Origin of the sequence: Psychrobacter sp. H7-1 (assembly GCF_904846585.1) — a bacterium.
GTDB lineage: Bacteria > Pseudomonadota > Gammaproteobacteria > Pseudomonadales > Moraxellaceae > Psychrobacter > Psychrobacter raelei.
Genome location: NZ_CAJHBH010000004.1, coordinates 60,919 through 77,528 on the forward strand (window position 1 = coordinate 60,919; position 16,610 = coordinate 77,528).

The window sequence follows — 16,610 nt, forward strand, 5'->3', positions numbered from 1 at the left end:
TAGACTTAGGTTAAACACCCACTTCCGTATATCGGTCATTTTGTGTGCCAAATTCTAACACACCCACCACTGATTTACTTAAGCGTACTCGCAAATCATAGCAGGCACTGATAATAGCTTGATATCATCAAATTGTGCAATAGTTAACCCCTAATCTTATAAGTCACTGTTTAATTTTGCTCAATAAAAGAGCTGATTAAAAATTTTCTACTCAGATAAATAACATTAAAAACTGTCTTTGAATATTTGCGCTCAATTACCATGCAGCACAGTTTGGTATGATATAATTAGAAATATTGGTTTTTTTACCCGCATACTAAGCCCTCACCTTCCAATCTTTTTGCCTGCTAAGCATATACACTTAATGAAACAACCTATCTCTTCAGATATTCGACAAGAAAATCGGGTGTTTATCAGCCGTATTTTTTTTGCTGCGCTATTTATCTTCTTAGGCCTTTCGGTGCTTATGGCCCGCTATTGGTACTTGCAAGTGTATTCTCACGAAAAATACATCACTCAAGCAGACAACAACCGGGTTAAGCTCATCTCAGATCCGCCCTCTCGCGGTTATATCTATGACCGTAATGGCTATTTGCTGGCCGATAATAAGCCGGTATTTACAGCCATGCTTAGCCCAGATGAGATTAAGGATCCGGCACGTACGTTGCATCTGTTAGCGCCTATCTTCGATTTAACTGAAGAGGACATTACCGATATCTTGGCACGCATTGACAAAAATAAAAATGATCCGGTCACGGTAAAAATTGACATCACTGATGCGCAAATGGCGCAGTTTAGTGAGCGTAAGCCATTTTTTAAAGGCGTGAGCATCCAAAGCAAACTAACGCGCAGCTACCCTTATGATGATTTATTTGCGCACGTTATCGGCTATGTGGGTCGTATTAATGATAAAGAGTCTAAGAAAATAGACAAAGAGCGTTATGCAGGCACTGATTTAATTGGCAAGATTGGTATCGAGAATTACTATGAGGATTTATTGCTCGGTAAGCCTGGGCATCAAGCGGTCGAGACCAACGTCCATGGCGATGTGCTGCGCAAACTTGATAGCACGCCGCCTGTTCCAGGTAATGACATTTATTTAAGCCTAGATTACGGCCTACAAAAGGTAGCTCAAGAACAACTTAATGGCCGCCGCGGTGCTATTGTCGCCATTGACCCTAAAAATGGCGATGTCTTAGCCTTCGTTAGTAATCCAAGCTTTGACCCTAACCCTTTTATTTCGGGCATCTCTTTTAAAGATTATGGGGCGCTGCGCGATGACCCCGATCAGCCTCTTTATAACCGAGCGCTTCAGGGCATGTACCCTCCGGCCTCTACCATCAAGCCTTTTGAGGGTTTGGGCGCTATTCATTATGGGGTAATGGGCTGGAATGATACCATTTATGACCCCGGCTACTTTACCCTACCGGGCGACAGTCACCGCTTTCGTGACTGGAAAAAAGGCGGTCATGGTACGGTTAACCTCACCAAATCTATCGTCATGTCTGTGGATACTTACTATTATAAATTGTCGTATCAATTGGGCATTCAACGACTGCATGATTGGATGATCCGCTTTGGCTTTGGCAGCCCTACCGGTATTGATTTGCCAGGTGAGAAATCTGGCGTTATGCCCTCCCCTAAGTGGAAAAAAGACACCTATGATAAAGACTGGCTACCGGGTGAGACTATTTCGGTCAGTATTGGCCAAGGTTACTTTTTGGCGACGCCGCTTCAGGTTGCTAATGCCACAGCCATGACCGCAAATTTAGGTAAGAAGCTTACCCCGCACATGCTTAAGCGATCTGAAGGTGCTGCAGAGGTACATCCTATTGATCGGCCGACAGGTCAAATTGAATTTAATGGCACCCAAGCGGACTGGCTAAAAATGCGCGATGCGATGGAGGAGACCGTTAAAAGAGGAACCGGTCACGGTATTTATACTCCGCGGTATCGCATCGCTGGTAAAACCGGTACCGCTCAGGTCAAGTCCATTGCTCAGGGCAAAAGCTATAACAAGGCCGCTTTAGATAAGCGCCACTGGGACCACGCGTGGTTCACCGGCTTTGCACCGGTAGAAGACCCTGAGATTGCTGTGGCCGTCTTGGTCGAAAACGGTGGCGGTGGTGGCTCAACAGCCGCACCGATTGGCCGCGCCTTGTTTGATTATTGGATACTGCGCCGTAAAAGCGACCCAATCGTACCACCTACACCAGACGAACTGGCTATTATAAAAGCGCAAAAGGCTGAAGAAAAAGCACGCCTAGATGCCGAACGTGATGCCCAAGCTGCGCTAGAAGAAGCCCTAAAAGAGCAGCAAAAGCAGAGCGGCACTACTCAGCCTGGCGACAAGCCTGTTGAAAAATCTGCCGACAAGCCAAAACCGGCCCAAAGCAATTAACGGATCTATTGAGTAAAATTTGCCTGTATACCGTCAATCTACTATAAAGATGTGAGAGTCTTGCTTATGAGTGCCAAGCGCCAACGCCCTGTTAAGACAGCCCGCTCGAAAATGAGCAAACAGCCTGTTAAACACACTGCTGCAAAATCTAGCAAAAGTGGCGTTACCGGTCAGGTGCGCATTATTGGCGGTCAATTTAAACGCCAATTGGTGCCTTTTATTGATGCCGATGGTCTACGGCCTAGCCCAGATAGATTGCGCGAGACTTTATTTAACTGGGTGCAATTTGAGCTCCATGATGCCACTGTGTTAGATCTGTGTGCCGGCAGCGGCGCATTGGGCTTTGAGGCCTTATCACGAGGCGCTCATTATGTCACTTTTATTGAGCTACAACCCAAGCAGGCCGCTTTACTTGGGCAAACTGCCGAGCGCTTAAAGCTGCCGGCATCGAGCCTAGCCGTACATGTGGGTGATGCCCTAAGCCTAATACCTACCTTAGCGCTCAAGCACCGTGCAGCAAGCGTAGCGGAGCAGACAAACTTGCAAAGTAGCGACAACGCTTTTGGCTATCATTTGGTGTTTGTCGATCCGCCTTACGACTTAGAGCTATGGGTACCTTTATTAACCTCCCTTATAGAAAATAAATTGGTCAATAAACATACTTTATTTTATTTAGAAGATAGGCGAGAGATTTCCCAAACCTTGCAAGGGTTAGCGTATAATTACACCCTTTTAAAAGAGACAAAAATGGGGCAGATTTTTGCCAGTTTAATTCAAGTACAAATAGAAGCCTAAATGCGCAGGTTAGTTAAAATAAATAATCTGTGCTAATTACATTCTTATGTTGCTTTTTTTGTAGCCAATGACTACAATGTGCGTCTGTTTTTTGAGAGCCCCGTTTCCCCCAACACTCTCAACGACAGTGAAGCAGTTTAGCTGTTTCACAGACAACTGCTTCACTCGATAACTTAAGGTTTAATCATGAAAACACAAAGTGCAAAGCCCGCTGAGGTTACTCACGACTGGTATATCGTCGATGCTGAAGGTAAAACTTTAGGTCGTCTTGCCACTCAAATTGCTGCTCGCCTACGCGGTAAGCATAAGCCTTCTTTCACTCCGCATGTCGATACTGGCGATTATATCGTTGTTATCAATGCTGACAAGATTGCTGTAACTGGTAAGAAAGCCCAAGACAAAAAATACTATCGTCACAGTGGCTATCCTGGCGGCATTAAAGAGACTAACTTCACTAAGTTAATCGCTCATAAACCAGAAGAAGTTCTTTTGAAAGCCGTAAAAGGCATGTTACCTAAAGGCCCTCTTGGTTATGCTACTATTAAGAAGTTGAAGCTATATGCTGGTACAGAGCATCCACATGCCGCCCAGCAGCCTAAAGAACTAGACATCTAATCGCATAATCAGGAGTAAGTTATGGAACGCAATTACGGAACTGGTCGTCGTAAAACGTCAACTGCCCGCGTCTTTTTATCAAAAGGTACTGGTAACATCGTTGTAAACGGCAAACCACTTGATGAGTATTTTGGTCGTGAAACTTCACGTATGGTTGTTCGTCAGCCACTAGAATTACTTGATTCAGCTGAAACTTATGATATCTATGCTACTGTTAAAGGTGGTGGTATCAATGGTCAAGCCGGTGCTATCCGTCATGGTATCACTCGCGCGCTAATCGAGTCTGACGAAACTTTAAAACCTGCTCTTAAAGAAGCTGGTTTTGTTACTCGTGACTCACGTCAAGTTGAACGTAAGAAATTGGGTCTACGCAAAGCGCGTAAACGTCCTCAATTCTCTAAACGTTAATTTATTTTATAGGCAGAGTTGTACTTGCTTATTTAATATCAAAAAAACCCTTGTTGACTCAAGGGTTTTTTTATTTTTACAGATGCGAATTTATTTTATTACTAAAATAGCTTAGAATAGACACAATTAGTAATATTAGGCAAAGCCAATGTAACCCAACATATATTATTAATGACAAATAACACAGCGGAAGTAAAAGTTATTGTCTTCTTATTGCATTGGGTTTTACATACCAGTATGAAACTGTACGAGTTACTTATATACTAGGTGCCGTCATTTCATGACTTTTATCTGGAGGAAGTTTTTAATGAGCCATGCCGAAGGCGTCAACATAAAACGCCGTAGAGTTCTGATCGCTTCAACTGCCGCTATTGGCGCAGTAGGAGTTGCATCGGTGGCCACGCCATTTGTTCGCTCTTGGTATCCAAGTGCGAAGGCTGAAGCTGCAGGTGCTGCCGTTACCCAAGACATTAGTGCCATTGAAGATGGTCAAATGATTGTGGTGAAATATCGTGGTAAACCAATCTTCGTCGTCAAGCGTACTCCTGAGATGTTGGAAAACTTAACTAAAGTAACGCCTTTATTAAGTGACCCACAATCTGAGGCTTCAGTGCAACCTGAATACGCCAAAAACGAAACCCGCTCACGTGAGCCTACTGTCTTGGTAGTAGAAGGTGTTTGTACCCATTTGGGCTGCGCACCAAACTATCGCCCAGAAGTAGGTGCAGCTGACTTAGGTGGTGGTGATTGGTTCGGTGGTTTCTTCTGCCCATGCCATGGTTCAAAATACGACCTAGCTGGACGCGTGTACAGCGGTGTACCTGCCCCACTAAACCTACCAATACCTGACTACAGTGTTGATGGTCCTATCTTAACTATTGGGGAGGCATGATCATGAGTTTTGGTAAAAAGATGATGAGCTGGGTTGATGCCCGCTTCCCCGCGACTGAGACGTATGAATACCATATGTCGAAGTACTACGCACCAAAGAACTTCAACTTTTGGTATTTCTTCGGTGTTTTATCAATGATTGTGTTGGTCAACCAGTTAGTGACTGGTATTTGGCTGACCATGATGTTTAACCCAAGTGCTGAAGGCGCGTTTGCTTCTGTTGAATACATCATGCGTGATGTTAAAGGCGGCTGGTTGATTCGCTACATGCACTCTACCGGTGCTTCTGCCTTCTTCGTAGTGGTCTACCTGCATATGTTCCGCGGTATGCTCTATGGCTCATATAAGAAGCCTCGTGAGCTTATCTGGCTAATTGGTATGGGTATCTACCTATGTCTAATGGCAGAAGGCTTCTTCGGTTACCTACTTCCTTGGGGTAACATGTCATTTTGGGGTGCTCAGGTTATTCTTAACTTACCTGCAGCTATTCCTGTCATTGGTGACGGCCTTGCTGAATGGGTTCGTGGTGACTACCTAATCTCTGGTATTACCCTTAACCGTTTCTTCGCCCTACACGTTGTGGCCATTCCATTGGTATTAGTAGGCTTAGTATTCATTCACTTAGTGGCGCTACACCATGTGGGTTCAAACAACCCTGATGGCGTTGATATTAAGAAGCTAAAAGATAAAAACGGCGTACCTTTAGACGGTGTTCCATTCCACCCTTACTACACTGTGCATGACTTAGTGGGTATAGTGGTATTCTTTATCATCTTCTTTGCTGTTATCTTCTTCTTCCCAGAAGGTGGTGGTTTCTTCTTAGAAAAACCAAACTTCGAAGTGGCTAACTCATTGAAGACTCCGCCACACATTGCCCCAGTTTGGTACTACACGCCATTTTATGCAATTTTACGTGCAGTTCCTGATAAGTTAGGTGGTGTTATTGCGATGGGTGGTGCGATTGCCATGTTGTTCTTATTGCCATGGTTAGACCGTTCACCTGTGAAGTCTATTCGTTACAAAGGTATTTTATCTAAGATTGCGCTAGGTATCTTCGTAGTTAGCTTCTTAGTACTAGGTTACTTAGGTGTGGCACCTGCTACTCCAGTGAACACTATCCTAGGCCGTATCTTTACTATCTTGTACTTCTTATATTTCTTATTGATGCCTATTTATACATCAATTGAGACATGTAAGCAGCCACCTGAACGCGTTACTGGAGGTCACTAATGAGTGCTTTAACTAAATCATTGACCGGCTTCGGATTTGGTGTTGCTTTAACACTAGCCGCCACTACCTCTGCTCAAGCAGCAGGTGGTGAAGGCTGCGGCACCTTTACCAACGCAGATGGTGTGGAAGAGCATTTAGCGTGTAGCACAGCCCCTATCGACTTTGCTAACAAAGGTTCTTTGCAGCGTGGTGCTACCATGTTCATGAACTACTGTGCAGGCTGTCATACGGCTAAATACGTGCGTCATTCACGTATTGCTCAAGACTTAGAGATTCCACCTGAATTGGTTGAGAAGTACTTATTGGTTACTTCAGATCAAATCGGTGATCAAATTGACAACGGTATTGACCCTGAAATTCAAGCCTCTTGGTTTGGCGCGCCACCACCTGATTTATCTTTAGAGACACGTCTACGTGGTGATGACTGGGTATACACATACCTACTTAGCTTCTATGAAGATCCTAGCCGTCCTTGGGGCGCGAACAACCTAGTGCTGCACAATGCTGCTATGCCTCACGTTTTGATGAACTTACAAAACCAGTTGGGCGAAGAAGAATACCGCAGCCGTGTGGGTGACCTCGTCAACTTTATGGCTTGGATGGCAGAGCCTGTTCGTGAAGACCGTCAACGCTATGGCTTCTTCGTGATTATCTTCTTGCTAATTTTATTAATCCCAGTTTACTTACTAAATAAAGAGTTCTGGAAAGACGTAAAATAGTCTGCCTAAGCCTAAATAGCTCAGTAAACCAAAAAAGACGATAGATTCTCTATCGTCTTTTTTTATGGCTATACTTTATAAATCTAAGGGATGGCGTTGAATGCTTGCAGGCTGGCATTAAAGATTCTACTATTGATTAACTTGAGCAGTTTGGTTACGATGCTAGTCTATTTATTGCCTTTTGTAGTCCATGATTGATCCTAGAGATATCCCTGATAGCCAGCTTGTCCTGTATGCCGATGATGGCTACGATAGCCACGTTGTCAGGTTTTTGTTGGCTGAAAAACAGCTAAAGTATTATTTGTCTTTATTAGACAGCGAACGTCCCGAGGATTTGCGTCAACTCAATCCTTACAATACCCTACCCGTATTGGTACATCGCGACTTTAGCCTCTATGAGCTAAACGTTATTTTTGAGTATCTTGAAGACAGATACCACGGACACAAGCTTCTGCCTGATACGCCTAAGTCAAAAGCCTTACAACGTCAATTGGCGTGGCGCATTCAAAATGATTGGCTAAAGCTTGGGCGTATTTTATTAACCCATAAAGACAGCCTCAATCCTGATCAGGCCAAAATTGCCCGTCGCAAACTGTCTGATGCACTGGTCACATTAGCGCCAGTATTTGGCAATAGTAGCTATTTTATGTCCGATGATTTTGGCTGGTGTGATGTGCTGCTTGGCGCTATGCTATACCGCTTAGAAGAGATGCAAATTGAGTTGCCAGCGCATTTAATCCGGCCGCTGCTTGAGTATCAAAAGCGTATTTTTGAGCGTGAAAGCTTTTTGAGGTCTATCGAGTAGCTTGTGGCTGGCTATACTGTCAGCCTATTCATAACCCCAGTAAATCAAATAAATAAAAAGAGATGACTATGTCACAAGAGCCGACTTTAACGCCCACTCGCCCCTATCTGATTCGTGCCTTTTATGAATGGATGGAGGACAATGCATTAACCCCTTACATCTTAGTAGATGCCACCCAAGACAATTTAGTCATTCCTACTGAGCATGTACAAAATGGTCAGATTGTGCTGAATATTGCCAGTCGCGCTACGGGTAATATGAATATGGACAACACTTACATCAGCTTTAATGCCCGCTTTGGTGGTGTGTCACGTGAGCTTTGGATTCCTATGCAGGCAGTTATGGCCATTTTTGCCAAAGAAGATCAGACCGTGGGCATGCCTTTTGACCCCAGTGAATATGATAATTACACCCCTTTGGAGCAAGAACCTCAGCCTACTAAGTCCAAACCTGCCACAAGTGACAAGCCCAAACGTGAAAATAAAGCCGGTCTTCGAGTGTTAAAATAACGCCATTTTAGCAATACGCTCACAACACATGGCAATTAATGATAAAGGTCTCTTACTCAGAGGCCTTTTAATTTGCAGCATAAAAAAGTTAGGCGCTGCTATTTATGACAATAATGGTTTTTAATTTTGCTTACACTGCCTTTAGTTAGACTTTAACTATATAATACGCCCCGAATAATAAGCGACTTATACCCCCTCTCAACTGTCTTTGCTTAATTTTATGTGATGATGCCATGCCAAATTATATTGTTAGTCCCGATATCTTAATTTATATCTTCGATATGATCGGAGTAATTGCGTGTGCCATCGCGGGCACCTTACTTGCCCAGCACAAAGGGTTCGATATCGCTGGCTGTATTTTGGTGTCTATGGCTAATGCCATTGGCGGCGGAACTATCCGTGATGTGGTGCTCAATCGCCATCCTTTATTTTGGATGACAGATTTGAACTATGTGATTGTGATTACCATTACCTCATTGGCACTACAAATATTTTTTCATTTGTATCACAAGATTGATACTGCCTTGAAGCTTTTTGATGCTGTGGGTCTGGCCGCTTTTAGCGTCATTGGACTTAAGGTAGCGTTATCACAAGGCGTGGCACCGGTCATTGCCATTTTAATGGCAGTCTGTACGGCCATTGTTGGCGGCTTGGTTCGTGATATTATTTGTAATGAAATTCCACTGGTATTACAAAAAGAGATTTATATTACCGCCAGCGTGATTGGCTCCTGCTTTTACTTTTTATTAGATGCGCTTGGGGTGCAAACCGGTATGAACGATTTGATCACCCTCGGCGTTATTTTCTTTATTCGCGTGTTGGCACTGCGCTTTGACTGGCATTTGCCTTCTATCCGCTTGGTCAAATAGTCATTTAATTCATAGCGGCTTAGGGGCTAATTTGGGTGACCGCTACGTCCTTTACCATCAGCTGAATATTTTGATTACCCTGCCACTCATTAATACTAAGCTCAAACAATACATGTACTTGTTGGGCACGGTAATCCCACTTTTTGGGGTCATAGTTAAACCAGATGGCATCAATAGGATACATCACCCCAGGGTATTTTAGCGATAGCTTTAAATGCTTGTCTTTTAAAATTCGCGCCTGCACCACATCAAACACACCATCGAACTGCGGTGGCACAAAACCATGACCCCAGATATGGTTTTGTGTCAAAGCCTCAACGAACTGTAATCTAAAGTCTTCTGCCAGCAGTTGACCATCGGTGAACTGCTGCTCCTCAAATACCGAAGCCTCCACACTTTGCATTTGCAGCTCAAATGCCTCAGCAAACGCCTTAAAATCCTTTCTTTTAAGCGTAAGCCCCGCTGCCATAGCATGCCCACCAAAGTGGGTAATCAGCTCAGGATGGCTCTCTGCGATGCGCTCTATGGCATCACGAATATGAATGCCTGGGATGGAGCGTGCTGAGCCTTTAATCGCATCTTGCCCGTCAAGCTGAGTATCATCTGCCGGAGCAAATACAATGGCAGGTCGATAATGGCTTTCTTTAAGACGGCCGGCCACAATACCAATAACCCCTTGATGCCAGTTGTCTTGATACAAAATCAAACTGCGCGGCTGTGCCTTATCAGTAAAAGACTCTGCTTGTTGCTTTAAACTATCATCACTATCATCACTTTGCTCATCAGTCGTCTGTGCCTGACTGCGGTCTGAGTTTGGCTGCAGCTGACGTAAAATCTCATCGGCCTGCTCACGCATCTCGCCCTCAACATAGCGGCGCTCCTTGTTCAGCTTATCAAGCTCAAAGGCCAAACGCTTGGCGTCACTCATGTCATCGGCCATCAAGCATTCAATACCAATACGCATATTGTCCATGCGCCCTGCCGCATTGATACGGGGGCCAATGACGAAGCCAAAGTCTTGTACGCTCATCTTTTGGTAATCACGCCCCGCCAGCTCAAGCAGCGCCAATATACCCAGCGAGCAGCGCCCTGCTCTTATCGCAGCCAAGCCGTGATTGACCAAGATGCGGTTGTTGTGATCAAGCACGCCCACATCGGCGATGGTCCCCAAGGCCACTAAGTCTAAATAACGGCTCACTTGGGCCGTTGATCGCCCCGCTTCTCGGCGGTACTTGGCCAGACGCCCGAGCAGATAAAAGGCCACGCCTACGCCCACCAAGGCCTTACTCTCAAATGAGCAGCCCAGCTGATTGGGATTCACCACAGCATGGGCATTAGGCTTGCTCTTAGTGGTGAGGTGATGATCGGTGATAATTACCTTAATGCCATTGGCAATGGCCTTATCAACCCCCTCATGGCTTGAGATGCCATTATCTACAGTAATAATCATATCCGGCTGGTACTGCTCTATACCCAGCTGTACTATCTCAGGCGTCAGGCCATAGCCATATTTAAAACGATCCGGCACCACAAAATCTACTACGGCACCCATCTGTGACAGGATGCGCATCATCAGCGCCGTACTGGTCGCTCCGTCACAATCAAAATCACCAACAATCAAAATACGCCGCTGGGCCTCAATGGCCTCATCCATCAGCGTCACCGCTTCATCGACATCGCTCAGACCTTGCGCGGGCAGTAGCGCAGATAACCCATAGTCTAAGTCTTGGTCACTTTGAATGCCACGTGCCAAAAATAGGCGCGTCAGGGTCGGGGCTTGTTGATACATCTGGGTAAAACAGGCAGGTAAATCATCAGGCAAGGTGCCGGTAAATCTGGGGGTTAACTTTAGCATGGTGGTCTTTATTCAACTCTAGTTGGGTTTATATTAATATGGGGTCAAATACTCAAAAACGGTATTAAAATAAAATAATCATATATTTACAAAATTTAGCGACAGCAGGCGTAAAGATACAAACTGCCACTTGTGTCAAAAGTGCAATTCTTTAAAATTAGCACATAACGCCATTTAATGGGCAACCTTATAACTTCTCACCCTTCATTTAAGGATACTTTATGATAACTGTTCCTGCAGCAGAAAAACTCCCTGAAACCATTGATCCGGATCTAAACTTAGAGCAAGTAAAAAAAGAGTGTGAGCAACTGGTAAAAAAACGTGCCAAATACTCAGCGGGCGCCGCCATTATTCCGGTTCCTTTTATGGACGTGGCCATTGATGCAGGTATTTTGACCCAATTACTGCCTGAAATCAGTGAGCGTTTTGGCCTTATCTCTGAGCGTGAATCTGCCATCGACTTAGATGCCAAAGAAGTGCATTGGAATGAGATGAAAAACCGTGCTGTTGATTTTGCTGGCCTAATGGCAACTCGTGGTGTGGTGAAAAAGACAGTTCAAGGTTATGGTGGCCGTATTGTTGCCAAGCAAGTGACTAAATTCATTCCACTAGGTGGCCAGCTTGTGGCCGCTACCATGGGCTATATGATTTTCAAAAAAATCGCGAACGACCACATCAATGAGTGCTATAAAATTGCTAAAAGCATTCAGCAAAAACAGCACGGTAAAAACGTTTAAGCCCCTTATCTTTTAATAAGCTATTAAGCCAAACACAAAAAAGCCCTCACACTAATTGAGGGCTTTTTAAGTCTATTTAGCGACGCTTAGGGGCTCTATACGCTTAAAACACGTTGCTTAAAATTAAGTAGCTGACCATAGACATGGTAGCGGCAGCAGGTAACGTAACTACCCAAGCCAAACCGATTGGTTTCATCAACCCCCAGTTGGTGTTTTTATTCACCATACCAATACCCAATACCGCACCCACAAGCACATGCGTACTAGAAACAGGTAGACCCAGCATAGAGGCGCCCATGACTACCGCTGCTGCTGATAACTCAGCTGAGAAGCCTGACGCAGGATGCATCTCGGCCAAATTGGTACCCACAGTTTGGATAACCTCTTTACCAATAAACCATAAGCCCACAATTAAGGCGACACCAAAGGTGACCATAACCGCGCTAGGTACCGCCGCTTCGCTGGCGATACTATTGGTACGAATAACGTCCATGATGGCTGCAAAAGGACCCACAGCGTTGGCGATATCATTGGCACCATGGCTAAATGCAAAGCCTGCTGCAGTAAATACCTGCATCCAGCTAAACAAAATAAAGGTAGCACGGCCCAAGTCTTCTTTCTGCTTGCCTTTAATACTCTTAGTATAAATAAAGGTCGTCAGCCAAATAAGCGCCCCAATCATAATCATGATTAAGAAGCCATTTAACGTGGTTAGACTCATATCAACGTTTTGTAGGCCTTTAAACACCACCATAGAAGTCATAACCACACCGCCTAATGCGGCCACCAAAGGCACCCATTGACGCAATGCTTTTAGAGTATCAATGCTGTCTCTTTCACGCTCGATGTCATAAAGCTCTTGATAGTAATCTGTCTCTAGATCATCTCGTTCGGTATCCTCGTCTTTATAAATCTCTTGGTCACGTACCATCTTTGACGTATAGGACACCTGTAGCGACTCAGCCAACTCATTGATCCATTCTTTATGGCGTTTTTTTAGTGCTTTTTTGGCCGCTTTAAGCTCTTTAACTCGGGCTTCAACACGGTCATTATAAGACAAAATATTGACTTTAATTTGGCTGTATAGCACATACGCCAGTATACCACCTAATAAAGGTGACAAGACCCAAGATAAAGCAATTTGTCCTATTTGATCCCAGTGCACGGTAGAAAATGCCAATGAAGGCCCGCCCACTTGAATACCCATAACAATCGAGCTGCCCACTACCCCACCAATAATGGAGTGCGTGGTAGAAACCGGTAAGCCTTTTTTGGTAGCAAACAATAGCCAGAACGCTGCGGCAATCAACGCCGATAACATCACATAGATGAACTGGTTGGGCGTCACTGATAAGGCATCTAAATCAACAATACCTTTACGAATGGTATCGGTTACCTCAGCACCAGCAAGCACCGCCCCAGATACCTCAAAAATGGCGGCAATGGCCAAGGCTTGCGGAATGGATAAAGTACCCGCGCCTACCGATGTACCAAAGGAGTTCGCAACATCGTTCCCCCCAATGTTGAAGGCCATAAATATGCCAAACACGGTAGCCACGATAAATAATGGCGTCTGCTGGTGATTGGTATAATCCAAGCCCCACCACATAAAATATGCGGTCATGACAAACAGGAATAGACCAAAAAGTATATTAGCTTTTTTCGAACCCGTAAACTGGGCGCTACTTGATGTAGTTGACTTTGGAAGCATGAGATTTCTGAGCCAATCGGATGTGAAAATGTAAAACCCCGAGAGATCGGGGCTTCAATGAATTAGTACAAGTCCGTTTGATCGAGACATACGACAACTGTAATAACCTTGATCGCACCAGCAATCAAGGCTTACTTGATAAAGTCTATGGGAAAGTTGTCGGCATTAATAACTATCAATTATACCTGTTGGGGCATAAATTCTGCATATTATACCCTTGTCCGATGCAACTTGAAACCGCTGTTTTTTTTGATTAAGTTTTAATGACTTTTTCAAGCTGAGCAATGGCATGATCAAGCACAGCCAAACGTGCAGTTCGCTTGTCATTGGTGGCCACCACATGCCAAGGTGCATGCTTAGTATTGGTACGCGCCAACATATCCGCTGCCGCCTGTACATACTCATGCCACTTGTCTCGGTTGCGCCAATCATCTTCGGTCAGTTTAAACTGCTTGTGCGGCGTATCTTTTCTGTCCTCAAAGCGGTCGAGCTGCTCTTGCTTGTCTATGGCCAGCCAGTACTTGATGACAATGGTCCCTTTATCTACCAAGTCCCGCTCCATACGGTTAATCTCTTCATACGCCCGCTGCCAGGCCGCCTCACTGGCAAAACCTTCGATGCGCTCGACCAATACTCGGCCATACCAGGTTCTATCAAAGATGGCCACTCGGCTTAAGCGCTCCTCTTTTAGATTGGGCGCAAACTCCGGCATCCGTCGCCAAAAGCGCCATAAATAAGGGTGCTGTAGCTCCATCTGGTTGGGTGCTGATATGTTATAAATCTGATATTCACGTGGGTCTAACAGTGCCACCAAACGCTTGATTGCGCCGCCCTTGCCGGCAGCATCCATGCCCTCAAAAGCAAACACCACATGGTGATTTTTGGCAGCAGATTTGCCCTGTCTGCCGCCTTTGCCCTCAGAGTTGGCACGGGCTCGTAATAGCTCAGCTAAGCGCTCTTGCTTTTTGATCAAAGCTTTTTGGTAATCTGACTTACCCATATCAGGATCATCTATATCGGTGAGCTTATCAGGCACATCTGCCCATGAAAAAGCGGCATTGATATTGCGGCTGACTTGCGATACCAAAGGATGTTTGCTGTCATTTTGTTGACTGCTGATTAAAGCTGACTGCGTTGCATGCAGCACTTCATGGCAAAACTGTAAGCTGGCCGCCTCACTATAGCCCAAGTCTTTATGGGACTTTTTGTCATGCTTATCCCCGCCCTCTTCAGGGTCAGAGCCATCTATGATGACCCAATCTGATTGCTGACTTAAGATGATTTTGGCAATGTCATTAAACTGTTTCACCCGTTTTTTATCCTGCCAGTCCATGTGATATAACCACTCAGGATCAGCCTTGTTATCTTTAAGGCGCGACTTTAAGGTGCGCTCATCTATATGAAACCAACACTTTAACAGTTTGGTATGGTTGTTGATTAAGTCGGTTTCAAATTCAGACAAGACCTGTAATTGACCGCGCAGATACGCCTCCCAGTCAGCAAGCTCATTGTGTTGAGATTTGTTTTTATCCTGCTTCATTTTTTGTAGCACCCCTTCCATTAAGTCGGCATACCAGTTACCGAAGTAGGCGGTGATGTTGCCATGGCGCGGTAGCTTGGCCACATGCGCTTGCCATAGGGGCTCATACTCACTGGGCAAGGTGCCAATATTGGCTTCGACGTTTAGTAGTCTAGGATCGACCCACTGACGCAGCTGAGTCACCGCAGCCCCTTTACCAGATAGCTCCATACCATTGACCAACACCAACAGTCCTGTGGCTTGCCCTTGCTGACGGGTCTCTCGTAGCGCATATTGCGCCTTAACCAGCTCTAATCGCAGTGTCTCTTCGTCCATATGAAAGGTGCTTAAAGGATCAGCGTCAATGCGAATCTCTTTAGCGTCGATTTGGTTTTGCTTAGCCATCAGTGAATCCTTATTATTCAAATCGTCCAATAATCAATTGAGTGTGTCTTATTTTTTATGACGTGTCATTTATAACTTATCTAGCATCTATGCCTGCTGTTGTATGACCCACAGCCCTTGTCATGCAACTATTCAACACTCAGAAGAAAAACAGCTTATACAGGCCTTATACATATTAATCATGCTAGGCTTTGATATTATCTAGCCCTTACTTATAGTATTATCATAATTAAAATAAGGTTTGATAAAATAGCCTTTGAGTAACTTATGTAAGTGGGCATCCAAAAAGCCAACTATAAATCAATTTTTTACTACAATGCCATAAATTTGTGACAACGCAAATGGCGGTTTAGCATTTTAACAAGCTATTTTTTTATTTTTTACTTGCCCCTTTTTTAATGAACAGTGTTTAGGAGCCATCGTATGTCTGCTTTATCTAATCTAAATACCCATCTAAAACAGTATTGGGAGTTGCCACACCATAATAATCCTGAGCTAACTACCAAGCTTAGCCAAGTGCAAAACTGGCAAAAAGACCGTATTCGCCGCACCCACGCTGAGCTATTTTCACAGCCCAAAAACAAACCTATGGCTGAGTATTTTTTAAATCACTTGTACGGTGGCGACAGCTTAGATCAGATCGTGCGTCAGCTTGAGGTGATTGTACCCAAAGCGCAAAAGCTTGAGAAACTTGCGCCTACTGCAGCCCTAGAGACCGGTACCTTGGGTGTAGAGACTGCGATTACCTCAACCAAATTGGATTTGAAACTGGCGCAGTGGCTGCTTGACAATAACCTAGAGGTGAATGAGGATAATATGCAGGCCGCTTATGTGGCGGTCAATGATGAGCAAGCACGCCGTCAACAAATTGAAGATTTAAAGCAGGTGTGTTACCGCAGTGACAAGTATTTAAACTCTTTTATTTTGCAAAAAACCTTTAAGCTGGCTAAAAAACAAGCCTATAAGCGCAATCTTCAGCCTTTATATGATTTCATCGACTCAGGCTTTGCGGCCATGAAACCATTAAAAAGTGTGGGCAGCTTTATTGATCCGTTTTGCGAGCGTGAACTACAGATTATTGACCAAGTACACAGCGCATAATTAAGCGATGCCTTACTCGCTTTAAAAAGAGCGCCCCAGT

The 16,610-nt window shown here is 44.6% G+C and carries 15 protein-coding genes; 12 read left to right on the forward strand and 3 right to left on the reverse strand.

What is annotated here, in order from left to right; translation table 11 throughout:
- Positions 1-364: 364 nt before the first annotated feature.
- From mrdA to JMX92_RS02565, 10 genes are all read left to right on the forward strand, one after another.
- On the forward strand, positions 365-2,401 hold the full coding sequence (gene mrdA / locus JMX92_RS02520) for a penicillin-binding protein 2 (protein WP_155586939.1): 2,037 nt from the start codon (positions 365-367) through the stop codon (positions 2,399-2,401).
- Positions 2,402-2,467: 66 nt separating this feature from the next.
- Positions 2,468-3,196, forward strand: coding sequence for a 16S rRNA (guanine(966)-N(2))-methyltransferase RsmD (gene rsmD / locus JMX92_RS02525; RefSeq protein ID WP_201543742.1), 729 nt, complete (start codon positions 2,468-2,470; stop codon positions 3,194-3,196).
- Between the two features lie 186 nt (positions 3,197-3,382).
- Complete coding sequence (gene rplM, locus JMX92_RS02530) at positions 3,383-3,811, forward strand: 50S ribosomal protein L13 (RefSeq protein WP_007393901.1); 429 nt, start codon at positions 3,383-3,385, stop codon at positions 3,809-3,811.
- Positions 3,812-3,832: 21 nt separating this feature from the next.
- Complete coding sequence (gene rpsI, locus JMX92_RS02535; protein WP_007393902.1) at positions 3,833-4,219, forward strand: 30S ribosomal protein S9; 387 nt, start codon at positions 3,833-3,835, stop codon at positions 4,217-4,219.
- 307 nt (positions 4,220-4,526) lie between these two features.
- Entirely contained in the window at positions 4,527-5,111 is a 585-nt protein-coding gene (gene petA, locus JMX92_RS02540) for a ubiquinol-cytochrome c reductase iron-sulfur subunit (RefSeq protein ID WP_201543744.1), read from the forward strand.
- Positions 5,112-5,134: 23 nt separating this feature from the next.
- A complete protein-coding gene (locus tag JMX92_RS02545; protein ID WP_190272750.1) occupies positions 5,135-6,340 on the forward strand; it encodes a cytochrome b in 1,206 nt (401 codons plus the stop codon).
- On the forward strand, positions 6,340-7,059 hold the full coding sequence (locus JMX92_RS02550) for a cytochrome c1 (protein WP_011960069.1): 720 nt from the start codon (positions 6,340-6,342) through the stop codon (positions 7,057-7,059). Before JMX92_RS02545 ends, JMX92_RS02550 begins: the two co-directional genes overlap by 1 nt.
- A 190-nt stretch (positions 7,060-7,249) precedes the next feature.
- Entirely contained in the window at positions 7,250-7,864 is a 615-nt protein-coding gene (locus JMX92_RS02555; protein ID WP_011960068.1) for a glutathione S-transferase N-terminal domain-containing protein, read from the forward strand.
- Between the two features lie 68 nt (positions 7,865-7,932).
- Positions 7,933-8,373, forward strand: coding sequence for a ClpXP protease specificity-enhancing factor (locus JMX92_RS02560; RefSeq protein WP_041773291.1), 441 nt, complete (start codon positions 7,933-7,935; stop codon positions 8,371-8,373).
- 233 nt (positions 8,374-8,606) lie between these two features.
- Positions 8,607-9,242, forward strand: coding sequence for a trimeric intracellular cation channel family protein (locus JMX92_RS02565; RefSeq protein ID WP_011960066.1), 636 nt, complete (start codon positions 8,607-8,609; stop codon positions 9,240-9,242).
- Between the two features lie 19 nt (positions 9,243-9,261).
- On the opposite strand, the gene recJ is transcribed toward JMX92_RS02565, so the two are convergent.
- Positions 9,262-11,097 (reverse strand): single-stranded-DNA-specific exonuclease RecJ, encoded by a 1,836-nt coding sequence (recJ, locus tag JMX92_RS02570; RefSeq protein WP_201543746.1) that lies wholly within the window; start codon positions 11,095-11,097, stop codon positions 9,262-9,264.
- Between the two features lie 221 nt (positions 11,098-11,318).
- Here recJ and JMX92_RS02575 point away from each other — a divergent pair, with 221 nt between their 5' ends.
- Positions 11,319-11,834 (forward strand): DUF697 domain-containing protein, encoded by a 516-nt coding sequence (locus tag JMX92_RS02575; protein ID WP_011960064.1) that lies wholly within the window; start codon positions 11,319-11,321, stop codon positions 11,832-11,834.
- A 103-nt stretch (positions 11,835-11,937) separates the two neighbouring features.
- On the opposite strand, the gene JMX92_RS02580 is transcribed toward JMX92_RS02575, so the two are convergent.
- Complete coding sequence (locus JMX92_RS02580) at positions 11,938-13,545, reverse strand: inorganic phosphate transporter (RefSeq protein ID WP_011960063.1); 1,608 nt, start codon at positions 13,543-13,545, stop codon at positions 11,938-11,940.
- A 253-nt stretch (positions 13,546-13,798) separates the two neighbouring features.
- Positions 13,799-15,469: an ATPase gene (locus JMX92_RS02585; RefSeq protein ID WP_011960062.1), complete on the reverse strand. Its 1,671-nt coding sequence runs from the start codon at positions 15,467-15,469 to the stop codon at positions 13,799-13,801.
- Positions 15,470-15,892: 423 nt separating this feature from the next.
- Between JMX92_RS02585 and JMX92_RS02590 the strand changes: the two genes are divergently transcribed.
- Positions 15,893-16,570, forward strand: coding sequence for an FFLEELY motif protein (locus JMX92_RS02590; RefSeq protein WP_011960061.1), 678 nt, complete (start codon positions 15,893-15,895; stop codon positions 16,568-16,570).
- Positions 16,571-16,610 lie beyond the last annotated feature (40 nt).